The 18,403-nt window shown below is 68.9% G+C and carries 20 protein-coding genes and 1 pseudogene; 11 read left to right on the forward strand and 10 right to left on the reverse strand.

Going from position 1 to position 18,403, the window contains the following annotated elements:
- Positions 1 to 84: 84 nt before the first annotated feature.
- The 5 genes from ASD77_RS07080 to ASD77_RS07100 all read left to right on the forward strand — a co-directional run bounded on the left by ASD77_RS07080 (position 85) and on the right by ASD77_RS07100 (position 5,087).
- Positions 85 to 510: a YciI family protein gene (locus tag ASD77_RS07080; RefSeq protein ID WP_055939346.1), complete on the forward strand. Its 426-nt coding sequence runs from the start codon at positions 85 to 87 to the stop codon at positions 508 to 510.
- 10 nt (positions 511 to 520) lie between these two features.
- A complete protein-coding gene (locus tag ASD77_RS07085) occupies positions 521 to 928 on the forward strand; it encodes a VOC family protein (RefSeq protein ID WP_055939349.1) in 408 nt (135 codons plus the stop codon).
- A 211-nt stretch (positions 929 to 1,139) separates the two neighbouring features.
- Positions 1,140 to 1,679 carry a hypothetical protein gene (locus ASD77_RS07090; protein ID WP_055939351.1) on the forward strand — a complete coding sequence of 180 codons (540 nt, stop codon included), beginning with the start codon at positions 1,140 to 1,142 and terminating at the stop codon, positions 1,677 to 1,679.
- A gap of 23 nt (positions 1,680 to 1,702) precedes the next feature.
- Positions 1,703 to 3,052: a DUF2235 domain-containing protein gene (locus ASD77_RS07095; RefSeq protein WP_082563162.1), complete on the forward strand. Its 1,350-nt coding sequence runs from the start codon at positions 1,703 to 1,705 to the stop codon at positions 3,050 to 3,052.
- A gap of 97 nt (positions 3,053 to 3,149) precedes the next feature.
- Positions 3,150 to 5,087 (forward strand): prolyl oligopeptidase family serine peptidase, encoded by a 1,938-nt coding sequence (locus ASD77_RS07100; protein WP_055939357.1) that lies wholly within the window; start codon positions 3,150 to 3,152, stop codon positions 5,085 to 5,087.
- A gap of 1 nt (position 5,088) precedes the next feature.
- Here the strand turns inward: ASD77_RS07100 and ASD77_RS07105 are convergent, their stop codons facing one another.
- The 4 genes from ASD77_RS07105 to ASD77_RS07120 all read right to left on the reverse strand — a co-directional run bounded on the left by ASD77_RS07105 (position 5,089) and on the right by ASD77_RS07120 (position 7,185).
- Positions 5,089 to 5,463: a YciI family protein gene (locus tag ASD77_RS07105; RefSeq protein WP_055939360.1), complete on the reverse strand. Its 375-nt coding sequence runs from the start codon at positions 5,461 to 5,463 to the stop codon at positions 5,089 to 5,091.
- Positions 5,464 to 5,542: 79 nt separating this feature from the next.
- Positions 5,543 to 5,791, reverse strand: coding sequence for a DUF3297 family protein (locus ASD77_RS07110; protein WP_055939363.1), 249 nt, complete (start codon positions 5,789 to 5,791; stop codon positions 5,543 to 5,545).
- Between the two features lie 52 nt (positions 5,792 to 5,843).
- Positions 5,844 to 6,554, reverse strand: coding sequence for a DUF6445 family protein (locus tag ASD77_RS07115; RefSeq protein ID WP_156383510.1), 711 nt, complete (start codon positions 6,552 to 6,554; stop codon positions 5,844 to 5,846).
- Positions 6,555 to 6,681: 127 nt separating this feature from the next.
- Positions 6,682 to 7,185 (reverse strand): fasciclin domain-containing protein, encoded by a 504-nt coding sequence (locus tag ASD77_RS07120; protein ID WP_156383587.1) that lies wholly within the window; start codon positions 7,183 to 7,185, stop codon positions 6,682 to 6,684.
- Positions 7,186 to 7,429: 244 nt separating this feature from the next.
- On the opposite strand from ASD77_RS07120, the gene ASD77_RS07125 reads away from it, so the two are divergent.
- The 4 genes from ASD77_RS07125 to ASD77_RS07140 all read left to right on the forward strand — a co-directional run bounded on the left by ASD77_RS07125 (position 7,430) and on the right by ASD77_RS07140 (position 11,463).
- On the forward strand, positions 7,430 to 7,984 hold the full coding sequence (locus ASD77_RS07125; RefSeq protein ID WP_055939372.1) for a hypothetical protein: 555 nt from the start codon (positions 7,430 to 7,432) through the stop codon (positions 7,982 to 7,984).
- 62 nt (positions 7,985 to 8,046) lie between these two features.
- Positions 8,047 to 10,527, forward strand: a complete 2,481-nt coding sequence (locus ASD77_RS07130) for a mechanosensitive ion channel domain-containing protein (RefSeq protein ID WP_055939375.1) — start codon at positions 8,047 to 8,049, stop codon at positions 10,525 to 10,527.
- Entirely contained in the window at positions 10,517 to 10,975 is a 459-nt protein-coding gene (locus ASD77_RS07135) for an AAC(3)-I family aminoglycoside N-acetyltransferase (RefSeq protein ID WP_055939378.1), read from the forward strand. The genes ASD77_RS07130 and ASD77_RS07135 overlap by 11 nt, the downstream gene beginning before the upstream one ends.
- A 65-nt stretch (positions 10,976 to 11,040) precedes the next feature.
- A complete protein-coding gene (locus ASD77_RS07140) occupies positions 11,041 to 11,463 on the forward strand; it encodes a VOC family protein (RefSeq protein ID WP_055939381.1) in 423 nt (140 codons plus the stop codon).
- Between the two features lie 24 nt (positions 11,464 to 11,487).
- Here ASD77_RS07140 and motB read toward each other — a convergent pair.
- Positions 11,488 to 12,483 (reverse strand): annotated as a pseudogene (gene motB, locus ASD77_RS07145) (flagellar motor protein MotB); the annotation flags it as partial.
- A 9-nt stretch (positions 12,484 to 12,492) separates the two neighbouring features.
- The gene (gene motA / locus ASD77_RS07150) at positions 12,493 to 13,347 is read right to left on the reverse strand and encodes a flagellar motor stator protein MotA (protein ID WP_055939384.1); all 855 of its coding nucleotides are present in this window, start codon (positions 13,345 to 13,347) and stop codon (positions 12,493 to 12,495) included.
- Positions 13,348 to 13,510: 163 nt separating this feature from the next.
- Between motA and ASD77_RS07155 the strand changes: the two genes are divergently transcribed.
- Positions 13,511 to 13,906 carry a BlaI/MecI/CopY family transcriptional regulator gene (locus tag ASD77_RS07155; RefSeq protein ID WP_055939387.1) on the forward strand — a complete coding sequence of 132 codons (396 nt, stop codon included), beginning with the start codon at positions 13,511 to 13,513 and terminating at the stop codon, positions 13,904 to 13,906.
- A gap of 1 nt (position 13,907) precedes the next feature.
- Positions 13,908 to 15,746: a M56 family metallopeptidase gene (locus ASD77_RS07160; protein WP_055939390.1), complete on the forward strand. Its 1,839-nt coding sequence runs from the start codon at positions 13,908 to 13,910 to the stop codon at positions 15,744 to 15,746.
- A 106-nt stretch (positions 15,747 to 15,852) separates the two neighbouring features.
- Here ASD77_RS07160 and ASD77_RS07165 read toward each other — a convergent pair whose 3' ends face one another.
- Genes ASD77_RS07165 through ASD77_RS07180 form a run of 4 tightly spaced genes read right to left on the reverse strand, consistent with a single transcriptional unit; the run spans position 15,853 to position 18,397 of the window.
- Positions 15,853 to 16,143 carry a DUF4031 domain-containing protein gene (locus ASD77_RS07165; protein ID WP_055939393.1) on the reverse strand — a complete coding sequence of 97 codons (291 nt, stop codon included), beginning with the start codon at positions 16,141 to 16,143 and terminating at the stop codon, positions 15,853 to 15,855.
- Positions 16,140 to 16,547: a DUF3037 domain-containing protein gene (locus ASD77_RS07170; RefSeq protein ID WP_055939396.1), complete on the reverse strand. Its 408-nt coding sequence runs from the start codon at positions 16,545 to 16,547 to the stop codon at positions 16,140 to 16,142. Before ASD77_RS07170 ends, ASD77_RS07165 begins: the two co-directional genes overlap by 4 nt.
- Positions 16,534 to 17,307: a HipA family kinase gene (locus ASD77_RS07175; RefSeq protein ID WP_055939399.1), complete on the reverse strand. Its 774-nt coding sequence runs from the start codon at positions 17,305 to 17,307 to the stop codon at positions 16,534 to 16,536. The genes ASD77_RS07170 and ASD77_RS07175 overlap by 14 nt, the downstream gene beginning before the upstream one ends.
- 34 nt (positions 17,308 to 17,341) lie before the next feature.
- On the reverse strand, positions 17,342 to 18,397 hold the full coding sequence (locus tag ASD77_RS07180) for a transporter (protein WP_055939402.1): 1,056 nt from the start codon (positions 18,395 to 18,397) through the stop codon (positions 17,342 to 17,344).
- Positions 18,398 to 18,403 lie beyond the last annotated feature (6 nt).

Below are 18,403 nucleotides of genomic sequence, written 5' to 3' on the forward strand. Positions count from 1 at the left end.
GCGCGAATGTCGATCCGTTCCTCTCCGGTTCGTCGCACTCCTGAAAGCGGCCGGACTCCCCGGCCCGCACGACGGGAGAACACCATGCGCGTGATGGTCATCGTGAAAGCCAACGCCGATAGCGAAGCCGGGCGGATGCCCAGCACGGAACAACTGACGGCGATGGGCGAATTCAATGAAGCCTTGGTCAAGGCCGGGATCCTGCTGGCCGGGGAGGGCCTGCACCCCAGCTCGCGCGGCGCGCGCGTGCGCTTCGACGGCAGGCAGCGCACGGTCATCGATGGGCCCTTCGGCGAAACGAAGGAACTGGTCGCCGGTTTCTGGCTGTGGCAGGTACGCAATGTCGACGAGGCCATCGAGTGGATCAAGCGCGCGCCGTTCGACGGCGGCGAAGAGATCGAACTGCGCCCGGTCTTCGAGGCCGACGACTTCGGCGACGCCCTGACCCCGGAACTGCGCGAACAGGAAGCGCGCATCGCCGCACAGATCCCTTCATCCACTGAACGTTGAGGTCCACAGCATGAGTACGCAGATCTTCGTCAATCTTCCCGTACGCGACCTGCCGGCGTCGCGCGCCTTCTTCGGCGCGCTGGGCTACAGCGCCAACCTGAAGTTCACCAACGACGACGCGGCCTGCCTCGTCATCAGCGACACCATCTACGTGATGCTGCTGGTGGAGCCGTTCTTCCAGGGCTTCACCCGCAAGACGCTCTGCGATGCGCGCACGCACACCGAAGTGATCCTCTGCCTGTCGGCCGACAGCCGCAGCGACGTCGACGCGCTGGTGGACAAGGCGCTGGCCGCCGGCGGCAGCGAGCCGATGGAGGCCAAGGATTACGGCTTCATGTACCAGCGCAGCTTCCAGGATCTCGATGGCCATCTGTGGGAAGTGGTGCACATGGACGAGGACGCGATGCCGGCCGATTGACATACATGAATGTAGGTGTGGAATCGATGGCGTCGATGCGTGTGCGCTTGCGGGCAGGATGCATCTTTCGTATAGATGTCCCTGCACGCGCGACACGGGAGCTCATCGGATGCAGGGAAGGAAGCCGCCAGTCTCGAGACGTTCACCCCGCCACGCGCAGTCGCTGGCGCTGGTCTCGGCGATGATCATTTCAACCGCAGGATGCCAGAGCATGGCGATGACGCAGCAATCGGGAAACGCAGAAGCCGGGAACAGGATCGACAATACGGTCGCCGACTGGCCGTTGAGGTTCGTGCAGCACAACTTCGGTGCGCACTGCTTCGACACCATCGGCTGCAGGATCACCTACGCGGGCTTCACGCATGGGGTCGAGGGCCAGGATGAGGTCAGTCCTCCCTTGGCGTCCCGTCGCGGAACGCGGGAGCAGATTCTGCGGGCGGGCCACATTGCGCGGCGGAATTTTCCGCCGCCTGCCCATGTGGTCTGGCGATCGAAGGATGGCCAACCGCACGAGGCGGACGTCGACATCGGCGAGATCTTCCGTGATCAGAAGATCGTCCATCAGGTGCCGCGCGAAGACATCCGCGAAGGCGTCTCCATCACGGATCCCGACATCGTGCTCGAAGTCGAGGACCGGACGATCACGGTGTACATGCGGGCTTTCATCCCGACCAAAGCGCTGCAGATTCCCGGTAACCCTTACAGCGGCCATCGCGACGATCTCGTGCGCGTATGGAGCAGGACCTACTGAAGCGATAGTCCAGGGAGCAGGACATGGGCGGAGAACGACACCCCGATGGCGTGAGTACGATACCGGCGACGGCCTCGGACCTGGCGACCTTTCACCACGCCAGTGAACAGCTGGCGACATTCTCCGCGCCTGTCCTCCACGACAATGGCAAGCCAAACGATCGTCTGTTCGTTGCGGCGTTCGACGGCACCGGCAACAGCATGGTCCAGGACGCGCCGGAGAACCACACGAACGTCGCGCGTATCGCCCGACAGATCGAGTCGCTGGGAGACCCCGGCATCGCACAAGGCTACGTGGAGGGCCCCGGGACGCAGGGTGGATTCGGCGGTGGCCTGGACCTTGTCAGGGGACATACCTACGAGTCGCGCATGGAGGACATGTACCTCCAGTTCGTGAAGCAGTCCGCCGCCTGGTTGAAGGAGAACCCGGACGCGGACATCCGCATCGCCGCCATCGGGTTCAGTCGTGGTGCGGAACAGGCGGCCGGTTTTACCCGGTTGGTCGAAGAGCGCGGCATCAGGAACCCGGAGGGTGCGCAAGTGACGCGCGATGGCGACGGCCGTGTGCTGCACGTCAACTACGTCGGCCCACCGCTACGCGAACCCGGTACCGTCATCCAGGCCGTCGGCCTGTTCGATCCGGTCGGCACGGGTGAGCCTCGCGACCACGATCGCCGTCTCCCGCCATCGGTGGTATCGGGCTTCCAGATCACCGCGGACGACGAGCGCCGCAACCTGTTCCCGTCCACGCGCATGCTCGATCCCGGCGTGACCGATTGTGGGCGCTTTCTCAATGTCACGGTGGCCGGCGCGCACAGCGACATCGGCGGCGGCTACACCCAGGACGGCCTCGGCATCCGTAGCGGCAACCTGATGATCGACTACCTCAACGGCCTGAGCGACCGTCCCTTCCTGGACAAGCGGGAAGAACCGGACGATCCCGCGCGCAACGTCATCCATCGCTCGGAAGAGCACCAGTTCTTCTACCGCACCTCGATCTACGACAACGCACGCACGCGCGGGGCCAGAGAAGAACTGGCGCCGTCGCACCTGTGCAGGATCGATTGTCTGGATGCGCTCCCCCGCAATGAAGCGCTCGCCGCGGGACTGGCATGGCGGCCGGTCGCCATCGGCCCGGTGCCGACGCCCCGGCCGGAGGCGCAGACGTTCACGCCGGAGGGCGGGATGGTCGAGCGCCTGCTCGACGCTGCGAAGCGGGGCGATGGCAGCGCGGTCGAGCAGATTTCCCGAGAGCACCTGCAGGGAGACATGGGGCAGGCGTGGCTGCGCGCCGGGCAGCAGCGCCTGGAGGCCGCCACTCTCGAGCCCGTGCCCGTCGAGCGACAGCAGGAGCCGGCCGCGCTCGCGCGCTGAGACGCGTCGCGCAATGGCGTGACCGGGTGCGCTTGTCTGCCGTTGCCGCCCTGCGCTTTAATTCGTGCGGGGATACGCGATGCCAAGGGAGGCATCCATGGGGTGGGGAACACGGAGTGCGGGCATCCTGCTGGGATGCCTGCTGGCGCCGCTGGCGCATGCGCAGGTCGACCTGGAGCCGTTCCTGAAGAAGGACGTGCTGCAGACGCTGAAGATTTCGCCCACCGGCGACTACTACGCGATGACCGTGCCGTTGGAGGACCAGACCATCCTGGCGGTGGTGCGGCGCGCCGACCAGCAGGTGACCTCGAAGATCACCGCCGGCAGCGACAGTGTCATCAGCAACGTGTGGTGGGTCAGCGACGACCGCGTGGTGGTGTCGGTGGCGAAGAAGTACGGTTCGCGCGACCAGCCTTACGCCACCGGCGAGCTGTATGCGACCAACGCGGACGGTACCCAGCGGCGGCAGATCTTCGCGCGCTACGGGCTGGACGCGACGCAGGTGCAGCCGCGCGCGGCGTACCTGATCGACACGCTGCCCGATGATCCGCGCAAGGTGCTGGCCGGCATGTACGCGCTGGACACCGCCACGCCCAGTACCCGGGTGGTACGGCTGGACGTGGTCAACGGCAACATGGACACCGTGGCCACGGCGCCGGTGCGCAGGGCCAGTTTCACCGTCGACGCAGCCCGCCGCGTGCGCTTCGCGCTTGGCGCGGGCGACGACAACATCAGCAAGCTCTACCATCGTGCCGATGACAGGTCGCCCTGGACGCTGGTCAACGACGAGGCGAAGTCGGGCTTCGTCGAATGGCCACTGGGCCTGTCGGCCGATGGGCGCACCGCCTACCTGCAGGCGCAGCAGGCGGACGGACCGGACGCCATCGTGGCGCTGGATACCGTGGCCGGTACGCGCGCGCAGGTGCTGCGCGATCCGGTGGTCGATCCGTACGACATCATCTATGCCGATGATGGCCGCACGCCGGTGGGCAGTTTCTTCATGCACGGCAAGCTGCGCACCGCGTTCTTCGACGAGAAGTCGCCGACCGCGCGCCTGTACCGCAAGCTGGAACGCTCGTTCCCCGGTTCTTCCATCGCCATCACCTCGGGCACGCGCGATGGCCGGCTGAAAGTGGTGCGTGCCTGGAGCGACACCAGTCCCGGCGATTTCTTCCTGTTCGACACCACCACCAATTCCGCCGACCTGATCTTCAGCCGGCGCAGCTGGCTGGATCCAGCGGTGCTGGCGCCGAGCGAACCGGTCACGCTGCGCGCCCGCGACGGGCTGACGCTGCATGGCTACCTCACGCGTCCACGCGACCGCCGCGATGCGCCGATGCCGCTGGTGGTGATGCCGCACGGCGGACCGTTCGGCCTCTTCGACGGCTGGGAGGTCAACGACGAGGCGGAGATGCTGGTGCGCGCGGGCTACGCGGTGCTTCGCGTGAATTACCGCGGCTCCGGCAACTACGGGCGCGCGTTCCAGCAGGCCGGCGCACGGCAATGGGGCCGCACCATGCAGGACGACCTCACCGACGCCACGCGCTGGGCGATCGGGCAGAAGATCGCCGACCCCGCGCGCATCTGCCTGTACGGGGCCAGCTACGGCGCCTACGCCTCGCTGATGGGCGTGGCCAGGGAACCGGACCTGTACCGGTGCGCCGCTGGCTACGTGGGCGTGTACGACCTGGCGTTGATGCACAAGCAGGATTCGCGCGAGAGCCGGTCCAGCCGCACCTGGACCGAGGACTGGATCAGCGACGACCGCGCCAGCCTGGCGGACGTGTCGCCCACCGCGCTGGCGCAACGCATCCGCGCCCCGGTGTTCCTGGCCGCGGGCGGCAAGGACGAGATCGCCCCGCAGGCGCACAGCGAGCGCATGGAGAAAGCGTTGAAGGCGGCCGGCGTGCCGGTGGAGACGCTGTACGTGCGTACCGAGGGGCACGGTTTCTACAGCGAAGCCAACCAGCGTGCGTACTACACCCGCCTGCTGGAGTTTCTGTCGCGCCACCTCGGCGGCGCGAAGGCGAAATAGCTCAGGCGCCGACGCGCCGGCGCACGGCGTCGAAGTCGCGCACCGGCCGCACCTCGATGCTGCCGGTGCCGACCCACGGGAAGTCCTGCGCGATCTTCACCGCTTCGTCCAGGCTCTCGGCCTCGATCAGGTTGTAGCCGCCGAGGATTTCCTTGGTCTCGGCGAACGGGCCGTCGAGCACACTGGTGCGGCCATCGCGCACGCGCACGGTGCGTGCGCTGCTGCCATGTTCCAGCTGCTGCGATTCGATCAGCGTGCCCTGCGCCTTCAGTTCGTCGGCGTGGGTGATGCAGCCGTGCATCATCCGGTCGAACGCGCCCTCGGGCAGCGCTTCCAGCAACTGGTCGTCCGTGTAGATCATCAACAGGAACTTCATGCGCCCTCCCGGCGTGCCGTGCAGGCCGGGATTGTGCCACGCGACGATGTCCAGTCCCCGTGTCGGGGCTTGATCGCGCTCACTCGCCGGCGGGCGAGCGGTACCAGGCTTCGACGGTACCCTTGATCTTCATCGTCATCGGATTGCCGCGACGGTCCTTCGACTTGCCGACCGGCACGCGCACCCATCCCTCGCTGACGCAGTACTCCTCCACGTTGTCGCGCTCCACGCCGTTGAAGCGGATGCCCACGCCACGGTCCATCGCCTCGGCGTCATGGAACGGGCTGCGCGGATCGGAGGCCAGGCGGTCGGGAGGCGTGTCGGACATGGGAAGACGTCGTGCAGGGATCGGGGACGCAAGGATAACCGAAGGCCGGCATTCACCAGGCCACGCGGTTGCGGCTGCAGGCGAGCGTGGCCTGCAGCGTCAGTCGCCCGTGGCGTGGATCGGCGCTCAGCCGCGCCGCGTCGGCAATGGCGGGCGCGCGGAACGCGCCGCCATCGTGGATCAGCAGGCGGTTCCATCGCGCCGGCACGGTCAGCGCGTGGGTGAAGCTGGCGCTGGACGCCTGCGGATACCCGGCCGTGATGGCATGTCGCACGGAGAACGCCTCCGGCGACAGCGCCTCGGCATCGTGTTCCAGCTGTTCCACCTGCTGCGGCGAGACGCGCGGCAGGAAGAAATGCGTGCCGCCGAGCGTCGGATCGTGGAACAGGAACAGTTCCGCCACCACCATGCACTGGTCCGGAGCGAACGCACGCAACCGACGCGGTTGCCAGTGCGTCGGCGCGAGGTGTGCGGCGGGGGTTGTCACCAGCGACAGGCGGCTGGCGCTGCGCAGGACGCGGCGCGTGCCCAGTGCATGGCGGGCATGCTCGCGCACCACGTCGTGCAGCAGTTCGGTGAACTCCTCCGGCATGCGCAGGTGCACGCCGGGGAACACGGCCGGCGGCGCCGGCTGGAAATCCTCGCGATAGGCCTCGGCGAAGGCGGGCAGGCGTTCCGGTACCAGCAGCGCGTCGTCGATGACGATGCATGCACGGCCGTGGCCGATCGGCATCGGCTGGACCATGGGACGCGGGTTGAACATGGCACGGCCTCCCGACGGACCGGCGCGCGGGCCGGCGCCGCCACGATAGACCCTGCGCACGGTGGAGACAAAAAAAACGCCGGGGCGGCCCACCACGACCGCCCCGGCGTGTGCTGCCGTCGAGGAATTACGGCATCAGCACCTTGTCGACCACATGGATCACGCCGTTGCTGCCCTTCAGGTCGGCGGCGGTGACCTTGGCCACGTTGCCCTTGGCATCGGTCACGGTCACGCCGCCATCCACGACCTGCGCCTTCAGCTCACCGCCCTGCACGGTCTTCAGGGTGGCGGTACCGCCGCTGGCCTGGATCTGCTGGGTCAGGGTGGCGGCGTCCACGTTGCCCGCGACCACGTGGTAGGTCAGCACGGAGGTCAGATCGGCCTTGCTTTCCGGCTTCAGCAGCGTGTCCACGGTGCCGGCCGGCAGGGCGTCGAACGCGGCGTTGGTCGGCGCGAACACGGTGAACGGACCGGCGCCCTTCAGCGTATCCACCAGGCCGGCGGCCTGTACGGCGGCGACCAGCGTGGTGTGGTCGGGCGAGCCGATCGCCGTATCCACCACGTCCTTCTGTTCGACGGCCGGCGTGGCGCTCTCGGCCGGCGCGGGGTCGCTGGCCTCGGCCACCGGCATCGGCGCGGCGCCGGCGTCCGCTTCGGCGGTCTTGGGCGAGCAGGCGGCGGCGGTGATGACGGCCAGCAGGGCCACGGAAATGACGGTGCGATTCATGGGTGATCTCCAGAGTGAGGGGTGGTGTCGCGTTGCGGTTGCGAGGACATCTACGCCGCCCGCTCACGCGCGGATGCATCACGTGGCCTTAATATTCAGCCAACCTTGACATCGGCAACCGCCGATCCCGCCACGCGACGACGCTCCCATGACCTTGCCCGACCACGAATTCGATCCCGACGACAACTTCCGCCATGCCTTCGACGACGAAGACGACATGGACCTGGACGACACCGAGGCGCTGGTCTGGAACCTGCTGGTGCTGATCAACCCCGGCGACGAAGAGACCGCGCTGCGGCAGTTCGCGGCCTATCGCGAAGCCGGCGGTGAAGACGGCATCGAACCGGACCAGGTGTTGTGGACGCTGAAGGACGCGATCGACTGGACCTCCGGCTTCTACGTGGACTGGAAGGACACCGAATCCTTCATCGACTGCATCAACCAACTGGCCGCGCGTTACGCCATCGAGATCGACTGGGGCGGCGACAGCAGCGACGAGGACTTCCTCGACGGCACCGACGTGCCCGCGCTGATGGCCACCGCCTACGACCGCCTGCGCGAGCATGGCTACACGCTGTGGAACTGGAACACCGACGGCGATGCCTACGGTGGCTGGATGGCGTTGCGTCGCGACGACGAAGGCATGCAGCAGCTGGCGGCGGTGATGGGTGTGGAAATCCGGCCCGGCAGCGACGCGTTCTGATCGCGTCCCTGCGACGGCGCGCGCTAGACTCGCGCTGTCCCCCGGTTGCGAGATCGCCCGTCATGCGTGTGCTGCTGGCCTGCCTTGCCTGCCTGATGCTGCTGGTCGGTCCGGGCGCGCATGCGCAGGACGTCACCACGCTGCTGTCGCCTTCCAAGCCCAAGGCCCCCGAAGCCATCGCGCTGGCCGACATTCCCGGGCGCGCCGATGCCGACGAGCGTTATGCGGAGGAAGTGTCGCTGCGCGCGGCGCGCGCCGATCCGCTGGGCCGTCTCGTGCCCCGGCTGGAAGCCATCGAGACGTCGGTGGCGGACAAGAACGGCCTGTTCGCCTATGGCGAGCTGCGCACGTTGCCGGTGCTGCGGCTGGAAAGCATGGAGCGGCACTGGAAATTCGATGCGCGCCAGTACGCGCGCTGGCGCGCCGACATGCAGGGCCTGGTCGCACCGTATGCGCAGGACGCCGCCGAGCTCGCCCTGCGGCGCGCCGACTGGGACCTGACCCGGCAGGGCATGCCGCCCGACAGCACGCCGGCCGCGCTGCGTTCGCGCGTGGACGCGGTCGTCGCGCGACTGCAGCAGGCCGAGCAGGCGCTCTCGTCGCCGCTGGCCGAACAGATCGGCCTGGGGCGCCGCGCCAACCTGCTGGCCGCGCGCATCCAGGCCGGGCAGCAGGCAGTGGAGGACGCCATCGCCTACACGGACCGACGCCTGTTCCGGATCGACGCGCCGCCGCTGTGGCAGGTCAAGGACGCCAGCACGCTGCGGCAGGACGTGGCGGACAACCTGAGCCGCGAGGTCGACTCGGAAAACCGTTTCGTGGCGCAGTACGCAGCGGCCGACCTGGGCAACCAGCGCCTGTTGCATGGACTGCAGCTGCTCTTGCTGCCGTGCCTGCTGTGGGTGGCATGGCGCCATCGCCGGCGCGGCGTGGATCCCGCCGTGCCGCCGGCGACCGATGCCGAGCTGCGGGTCATCCGGCGCCCGTTCTCCACGTGGCTGCTGCTGTCGATGATCGGCGTGCTGGTGTTCGAACCCAATGCACCGCTGTTCGTGCACCAACTGGCGATGCTGGTCGCGCTGGTGCCGGTGTTGCGGCTGATGCCGCAACAGGGGCGCCGGCTGCTCGGTCCGTGGCCTTACCTGGCCACCGCGTTCTACCTGCTGCAGCGCCTGGCCGTGCTGTTGATGGCCAGTGCCTACCTCTATCGCCTGTACTACCTGGCGCTCGCCACGCTGGCGCTGGCGGCGACCTGCTGGTTGCTGTGGCGTTCGCGCGGGGAACGTTTCGCCGGGGTGGCGGGCCGGGCCGGGCGGCTGGTGCACGGGCTGGCCTGGCTTGCCGTCGCGACGCTGCTCTCTTCCATCATCGCGAACGTGCTGGGCAACGTGTCGCTGGCGGAAATGCTGGTCACCGGCATCATCGAGAGCGGCTACTTCGCGCTGGTGCTGTACGCCGCCGTCACCGTACTGGACACCCTGCTGCGTCGACTGGGTGCGCGCAAGGAGGTCAGGCGGCTGTGGCTGATGCGCCGCCACGGCGGCAACCTGCTGGAATCGCTGTCGCGGTGGGCGCGGGTGGCGGCCGTGGTGGGCTGGATCGTCTACACGATGATCCGCTTCCGCATCTTCCGGCCGGTCTACGATGCCGGCAAGGCGATCGTCACGCATCGCTTCGAATACGGCGAGCTGTCCATCAGTCTCGGCCACGTGCTGGTGTTCTGCATCGGCGTGGTGCTGGCGGTCTGGATCGCGCGCACCCTGCGCGCGATGCTGCGCGAGGAGGTGCTGCCGCGCCTGTCGCTGCCGCGCGGCGTCGACAACAGCATCGCCTCGCTCAGCTACTACGTGCTGCTGTTGCTGGGCCTGCTGGCGGCGCTGTCGGCGGCGGGCTTCAAGATCGGGCAACTGGCCTTCATGTTCGGCGCGCTCGGCGTGGGTATCGGCCTGGGCCTGCAGGACGTGGTGAAGAATTTCGTTTCCGGCCTGATCCTGATGTTCGAGCGGCCGGTCAAGCCCGGCGATGCCGTCGACATCAGCGGCACCGCCGGCCGCGTGCGCGCCATCGGCATGCGCGCCACCACGGTGCGCACCTTCGAGGGCGCCGACGTGGTGGTGCCCAACGGCATGCTGCTGTCGGACAAGGTGACCAACTGGACGCTGGTGGACCAGAACCGGCGCGTCGACGTGGACCTCGGCGTGGCCTACGGCTCCGACGTCACGCGGGTGATGCAGCTGCTGCAGGAAACCACGCGCAGCACACCCGGCATCGCCGACGAGCCGGCGCCGACCGTGCTGTTCACCGGCTTCGGCGCCAGCTCGCTGGATTTCGCCATCCGCGCATGGACCCAGCGGTTCGACGAATGGACGACGATCCGCAGCGACCTGATGCAGCGGCTGCATGCCGCGCTTGCGCAGGCCGGCATCGAGATTCCGTTCCCGCAGCAGGATCTGCACGTGCGCTCGGTGTCCGAGGATCTGCTGCATTCGCTGCGCCGTCGGCCGGCGCCCGCGGAAGGCGAGGGCCACGACGATGGCCGCTGACGCCGTGCTGCGCGCGCTGGGGCCGTCCGACCTGGCCGCGATGCGTGACCTGCTGCGCATGTTCGGCCGTGCGTTCGACGACATGGCGGCCTACACGCAGGCGCAGCCGGACGACGCCTACCTCGCCGGCCTGCTGGGCCGCGACACCTTCATCGTGGTGGCGGCCTTCGAGGACGACACGGTGGTCGGTGGCCTGGCCGCCTATGTGCTGCCGAAGTTCGAGCAGGCACGCAGCGAGGTGTACCTGTACGACCTGGCGGTGGCGGAATCGCACCGTCGGCGCGGCATCGCCACCGCGCTGATCGCCGAACTCCGCCGTATCGCCGCAACGCGCGGCGCGTGGGTCGTGTTCGTGCAGGCGGACTACGGCGACGACCCGGCGGTGGCGCTGTACACCGGGCTGGGCACGCGCGAAGACGTGATGCACTTCGACATTCCGGTCAACTGAGCCGCAGCGGTGTCGACGCCGGGTCCCGCCGATCGTCGCAGGCAGGAACATCCCGGGAGCCTGCCATGACGCCGATCTTCGAGGTCCAGCGTATCGACCATCTTGTCCTGCGCGTGCGCGACCTCGCACACAGCGTCCGCTTCTATGGCGAGGTGCTGGGCTGCCAGGTCGAACGCCGGCGCGAGCACCTGGGCCTGGTGCATCTGCGTGCCGGCGCCTCGATGATCGACCTGGTCGGCATCGACGGGATGCTGGGCGCACGCGGCGGCGCGGCGGCCGGCCGCGAGGGCCGCAATGTCGACCATCTCTGCCTGCGCATCGCGCCGTTCGACGAGCCCGCGCTGGTCGCGCATCTCGCCGGCTTCGGCATCGCGCCTGTCGGACCTGCCGAGCTCAATTTCGGAGCGGAAGGCGATGGCCTGTCGCTGTATTTCACCGATCCCGACGGCAACACGATCGAGCTGAAAGGGCCTTCCGCCCGCGGATGAAGGGCGTGCCGCCGCGGGTCGTCAGGGCGATGCGCTGGTGCGCTGCTCGACGGGCGCGGGGGCCTGGGCGAGGGCGGCCGTTTCCACCGGCGCATCCGGCATCGCGGCGTCGGCGTCCGGCAGGGGCGGGCCCGGCGACAGCAGCTTGCCCTCGCCCTGCAGCGCTTCCTCCGCCGCCTTGGTCATCACCACGATGCTGATGCGGCGGTTGATCGGGTTCTGGGGATTCTGCTTGTCGAACAGCACCGACGACGACAGGCCGACCACGCGCGACACCTTGTCCTCGTGCATGCCACCGACCACCAGCGCGCGGCGGGCGGCGTTGGCGCGTTCGGCACTGAGTTCCCAGTTGGTGTAGCCGCGGTTAGTCGCGTACTGCGTGGTGTCGGTGTGGCCGGTGATGCTGATGTGGTTCGGGACCTGGTTCACGAAGCCGGCGAGTTCGGCCAGGATCGCCTGCGTGTACGGCTTCAGCACCGTGCCGCCCAGGTCGAACATCGGCCGGTTCTGCTGGTCGACGATCTGGATGCGCAGGCCCTCCGGCGTCAGGTCGAGCAGCAACTGGTCCTTGAACGGTTCCAGCGCCTGACTCTTGCCGATGGCCTCCTGCAGCGCCTGCATCAGCGTCTCCAGGCGCTGCTTTTCCTGCGCCTTCTGCTGTTCTTCCGACGCCTGCTGCGCGTCGCCGGGCGGCTTGGCGAACGGGTTGTCGCTTTCGCCCTTGGGCATGTCCATCGTGCCGCCGAGCTTGATCATCGACGTGCTGGCGCCACCGGGACCGGCCGGACCGGGTGCCGGCGAGAAGCTCTTGCCGCTCAACGGACTGGGATTGCGGAAGTATTCCGAGATCGCCGCGCGTTCCTTGTTGGTGGTCGCGCCCATCAGCCACATCACCAGGAAGAACGCCATCATCGCGGTGACGAAGTCCGCGTAGGCGACCTTCCACGAGCCGCCATGGTGGCCGCCGCCGGCGACCTTCTTGACCCGGCGGACGATGATGGTGGGGCGCTGCTCGCTCATCGCCGTGGCTTACTTGTTGGCCTTGAGGTGTGCTTCGAACTCGGCGAACGGCGGGCGCACGTCCGAGGGTAGCGTCTTACGCGCGAACTCCAGCGCCACCGCCGGGTTGTAGCCGCGCAGGCAGGCCAGCAGCGCGGTCTTCACCGATTCGTACATGCGGCTGTCCTGTTCGACCTGCGCTTCGATGGCGGCGGCCAGCGGCGAGACGAAGCCGTAGGCGAGCAGGATGCCGAGGAAGGTGCCGACCAGCGCGGCGGCGACGTGCGCGCCGACTGCGGCGATGTCGCCGCCGATCGAGCCCATCGTCACGATGATGCCGAGCACCGCCGCGACGATGCCGAAGCCCGGCAGGCCATCGGAGACTTTCTGCAGCGCATGCGCCGGCGCCATCGCTTCGTGATGGTGCTTCTCGAGTTCCAGTTCGAGCAGCGGTTCCAGCTCGTGCGGTTCGATGTTGCTGCCCACCATCAGGCGCAGGCACTCGGTGAGGAAGTCGAGCAGGTGATGGTCGGCGAGGATCTTGGGGTACTTCTGGAACAGCGGGCTGTTGGTCGGGTTCTCGATGTGCTCTTCCAGCGACATGAAGCCGTCGCGGCGCGCCTTGTTGAGCATCTCGTGGATCAGCGTCAGCACGTCGAGATAATCGGACGACTTGTAGCGGGCGCCCTTGAATACCGAAAGCGAGGCGGCGAGGGTGCTCTTCACCACCTTGGTGGGATTGCTGGCCATGAACGCGCCCAGCGCGGCACCGCCGATGATGACCAGCTCGAACGGTTGCCACAGCGCGCCCAGCTTGCCGTGCGAGCCGAGGTAGCCGCCGATCACGCTCAGGGTGACGATGATGAAGCCGACGATGATGAGCATGGCGACGCGGCCGCAGGGTGGGGTCACCCAAGGATCGGCCCGCGCGGCGGTTTCTTGAGCCGCGACCGTTCGTCGGCCGTGCGACGAGAATGACCTTCGGCAGGGTTGACTACAGTTGTCGCCATGGGCATGTTGACGACAACTGTAGTCATCAGGTGAACCCATGCCCGGCAAGGCCCGCAAGTCCATCGGCGACCAGGAACTGGCGCTGCTGCAGCATCTGTCCGCACACGGCGAAGCCAGTGTCGGCGAAGTCGCCGCCGCGTTCGGCGAGCCCCGCGGCCTGGCCCGTTCCACCGTGCTGACGATGATGGAGCGGCTGCGCGCCAAGGCCTACCTGCGCCGCCGCCAGGTCGATGGCGTCTACCGTTACGCGGCGGTCGCCCAGTCCACCGAGGTGATGCGCCACGCGGTGGGCAGTTTCGTGGAGAAGACGCTGCAGGGCTCGCTGTCGCCGTTGGTGGCGTGGATGTCGCAGCGCACCGAGGTCAGCGACGACGAACTGGCCGAACTGGAAGCGCTGGTCGCAAACCTGCAGTCGAAGCGGAAGGAGGGCTGACATGGACCTCGTCGCGCTGGCCGATGACCTGATGTCCCGACTGCTCGCCGTCGGTATGCAATCGCTGCTGCTCGCCGCGCTGGTGTGGGCGCTGTGCCGCTACCTGCCGCGTCTGGATGCGAGCACCCGCGCCTGGCTCTGGTGGCTGGTAGCCACGCAGATGGTGGTCGGCCTGGTCTGGCATGCACCGGTCGCGCTGCCGCTGTTGCCGGCCGAATCGCTGGCGGCACCGGTCGCGCTGGTGGCGGCCGCCGCCCCGTCGGCGCTGTCGCCTGCCGCGGTGACGGTGGTGCCGGTGGCGACGTCGCGGGCCTCCGGCCTCGATACCGGCGTGCTGCTGCTCGCCGCGTGGCTGGCCGGCGTGGCGGTGATGCTGGCCAACACGCTGCGCCACGCCTGGCGCCTGCGCCGGCAGATTCGGCACGCACGTCCGTGCCGCGACCGCCGCGTGCGCGCGGTGTACCGGTCGCTGACGCAGCACCTGGCCATCGCCCACCCACCGTCGCTGCGGGTCAGCGACGAGATCGACTCGCCGATGCTGGCGCGGCCCTGGCGCCCCGTGCTGATGCTGCCGGCCGCCAGCATCGCCGGCATGCGCAACGACGACCTGCACATGGCCCTGCACCACGAACTGGCGCACCTGCAGCGGCGGGACCTCTGGTGGGCGTGGATGCCGGCGCTCGCGCAGCACCTGTTCTTCTTCCACCCGGTCGCCCACCTGGCCGCGCGCGAATACGCCTTCGCCCGCGAAGTCGCCTGCGATGCGGCCGTGCTCGAAGACGAACGCCACGCCGCCCACGACTACGGACGCCTGCTGGTGAAGCTGGGCGTCTCCACCGCTCCATCGCCGGCGCTCGCCGGCGCCTCCCCCACGTTCCGCATCCTCAAGAGGAGACTGCTGATGTTGCAGCACACCGCTTCGCCCCTGCGCACGAGTGCGCTGGCCCTTACCATCGGCCTCGTGCTGCTGGGCGTGGTGCCGTACCGCGTGATCGCCGGCAGCACCCCGGTCGCGCCGGCCGCCGCCGCCGTCCCGATGGCGGCGACGCCCGTCGCAGCCCCCGTGGTCGCGGCGCAGGCCGATCCGGCGGTCGCGCCGACGCCGGTCGCGGCTCCACGCGCCATCGTGGTCGCGTCCGTGCACGACATGCCGGCGCCGCCGGCCCCGCCTGCGGCACCCGCAGCGCCCGCGGTGCCGCGCATCGCCGCGCCGCCGGCACCCGCGCCACCTCCCGCACCGCGGCCGATGCGCGGCACCTGGAGCATCGGGGGCGAACGCGATGGCGATGCCTACGTGCTGATCCACGGCGACGAGGTGACCATGGCCGGGCACAGCGACGACATCCGCGTCGCCCGCACCCTGCAGCAGGGCAAGGCGCCGGTGTTGTGGGTGCGCGAGGACGGCAAGCAGTACATCGTGCGCGATGCCGCCATCGTGCAGCGAGTGAAAGCTGCGCATGCCCCGGTCGAGGCGCTGGGCGCGCAACAGGGCAGGCTCGGCGAACAGCAGGGCGCGCTGGGCGAGCGGCAGGGCGGCCTGGGCGCGAAGCAGGGCGAACTGGGCCAGCAGATGGCCGCCATCGCCACCGAGCGCGCGTCGGCCGCGCTGCGGGGCAGCCGTGCCAGCGATGCCGAAACCGACCGTCGCCTGGACGCGCTCGCCGCGCAACAGGACGCACTGGCGCGGCAGCAGGAAGCCCTTGCCCGCCAGCAGGAACCCCTCGCACGCCAGCAGGAAGCGCTGGCCCGCCAGCAGGTCGCCGCGACCGAGAAGATGCAGCGCGATGTCGCCCGCCTGATCGACGACGCCATCCGCAGCGGCAAAGCGCAGCAGCTCTGATCGTCACCGCGTGGAGCGACGCGCGCTCCGCGGCTCTTTCCCAAGCTCGTGATCGCGGATCGAACGCGGAAGCAGCGCGGAGCCGGGCAAGCCCGGCGCTACGGGGTCACGGTGCGTCCGCCGCGCCGCTCCATTGCGAACGCGCGATGCGGATGATCGCGCGGACCTGCTCGCGGTCGCGATGGCGGGAAATGGCGATGGCGCCGAGCCGCAACGCCTCTTCGCGCAAGGCTTCGTTGACGTCGTAATGCGCGCCGCTGCGCTTGTCCTGGAAGGCGCGCCGCGGCATCCCCAGGCGCGCGGCCATCGCATGCAGTTCGTCCAGCGTATCGGCCATCAAGTGCGCCCAGCGCTGTCCCCGCCACAGCGTCACCGCATCGTCCACATACACGCTCATCGCGGCGCGGTGGCCTTCGGTGGCCTCACCATGCGGTCCATCAGGTGTTCCAGCGTCGCCGGCAGGTCGCCGCAGCGACCCATGTGCACCGGCGAGGTCTGGATGATGGAACTGCGCTTGGCGGTCAGCCAGTGGAAGCGTGCGCGGGGCGGCAGCAGGCCGATCGGCGCGGCCGCCTCGCCGCCACGGCAGATCGCCGGGATGGACGCCAGGTGCCGCCGCAGCGAGTCGATGTCCAGCGTGGGATCGAGCGCGCGCAGGCGCGCCTCGTCCAGTTCGATGCGCGCTTCCAGGAAGCCCGCGCGCTCGCACGACAGGATGATGCCGACGTTGGCGAATTCCTCGCGCTCCACGCGCGGCACCACGCGGATCACCGCGTAGTCGTAGGTGTCATGCGCGTGCACGGATCGCCTCCTGCACGAATGCATCCCGCTGCGCCACGCGCCGCGTCAGGTAATCCACATACGCGGCGCGTTGCGCGTCCGGCGCGCCGAACGCATCCGGTCCCTGCAGCCAGGCATCGGGCACCCCCGCGACGATGCCGGCGATCGCATCGCCGGACAGCCGCGACGCCAGTTCCGCATCCACCTCCGCCAGTCGTGATGCCCAGCGCAGCAGCACGTGGTCGCGGATCAGTGGGAACGGCTTGCCCGCGCCCGCGACGTCGCCATCCCAGCCATGGTGGAAGTACAGCGCCGCGCCATGGTCGATCAGGTAGAGCCGGCGGTGCCACATCAGCAGGTTGGGATTGCGTGCGGTGCGGTCGACGTTGCTGATGAAGGCGTCGAACCAGACGATGCGCGAAGCGAGGTCGGCGTCGGGCTGTTCGGCGACCGGATCGAAATTGACCGCGCCCGGCAGGTAGTCCATCGCCAGGTTCAGGCCAGCGCTGGCCTTGATCAGGTCCTGGATCTCCGGATCGCCCTCGGTGCGTGCGAGGTCCACGTCCAGTTCCATCAGCGCCAGTTCCGGCATCGGCAACTGCAGCGCTTTGGCCAGACCACCGGCGATCAGTTCGGCGACCAGCGCCTTCGGTCCCTGACCGGCGCCGCGGAACTTGAGCACGTACAGGCCGTCGTCGTCGGCTTCGACCACGGCGGGCATCGAGCCGCCTTCGCGCAGCGGGGTGACGTAGCGGGTGGCGATACGGAGCGGGAGGGTCATCAGGCCGGCAGGATACCGCGCCTGCGCCCTTGGCTCAGGTCGAACGCGACACGCCCATCCGTCGCAGCGCCAGATACACCACCACGCTCGATGCCACACCGAGCGACAAGGCGAACGCCAGGCCGTGCGTGCTGTGGGCGAACGGCAGCCCGGGCAGGTTCATGCCGAACAGGCCGGCCACCAGGCTGGGCGGCAGCAGCAGGGCGGTGATCATCGACAGCACGTACAGGTGCCGGTTGGTGCGCTCGGCGAGCTTCGCGGCGACTTCGTCCTGCAGCAGGCGCGCGCGCTCCTGCAGCGTGGCGACGTCACCATCCAGATCGTCGAACCGCTGGTTGAGGCGCGACACCGCAGGCAGCAGTTCGTGCCCGGTGTCGGCCGGGTGGCGCTGCTCGAACTGCTTGAGCACGCGCCGCATCGCGGCGAGCGGACGGTGCAGGCGCACCGTCTGGTGGCGCAGCTGCGCCAGGTCGCGCCGCTCCTCGCCGATGCTGTCGGCCAGCACGCGGTCCTCGATGCGGTCCAGCCGCACCGACAGACCATCGCTGCTGCGCTCGACGGTGTCGGCGAAACGCGCCGCGACCAGTTCCAGCAACCGCACCGGCGAATCCGCGTCGGCGCCGGCACCGACCGCATGCCGTGCCGCCTCGACCGAGCGCAATGCCTGCCGCCGCGCGGTGACCAGCAGCGTCGGCGTCAGCGCGAAATGCAGCCAGCCGATGCCATCGTCGCCACGCAACTGGCCCTCGGCGGCAAGGTCGACGCCGCGCTGGTGCGTCCAGTCGACGAAGACGCCATGGACGGCGTCGCCTTCGAGTTGCAGGTTGACGTGCGAGTCCGGCGCCAGCAGCGTGGCGCACGCATCCTCCGGCAGGGCCAGCCCTGCGACCACCTGGGCACTGCGGGCATCGCTCAGGTCCAGGTGCAGCCAGTGCCAGTGACCGTCGGCGGTCTGCACGGCTTCCAGGCCGTACTGCCCGGCATCCAGCGGGCGGGCGCGGCCGTCCGTGTCGAACCGGTACAGCCACAGCGCGCCGGGCAGACCGGAGAACGGCGACGGACGGGCTTCGGGATCGGCGGGCGGAGCCATGTGTTG

The organism is Pseudoxanthomonas sp. Root65 (assembly GCF_001427635.1).
In the GTDB taxonomy this organism is placed as follows: domain Bacteria; phylum Pseudomonadota; class Gammaproteobacteria; order Xanthomonadales; family Xanthomonadaceae; genus Pseudoxanthomonas_A.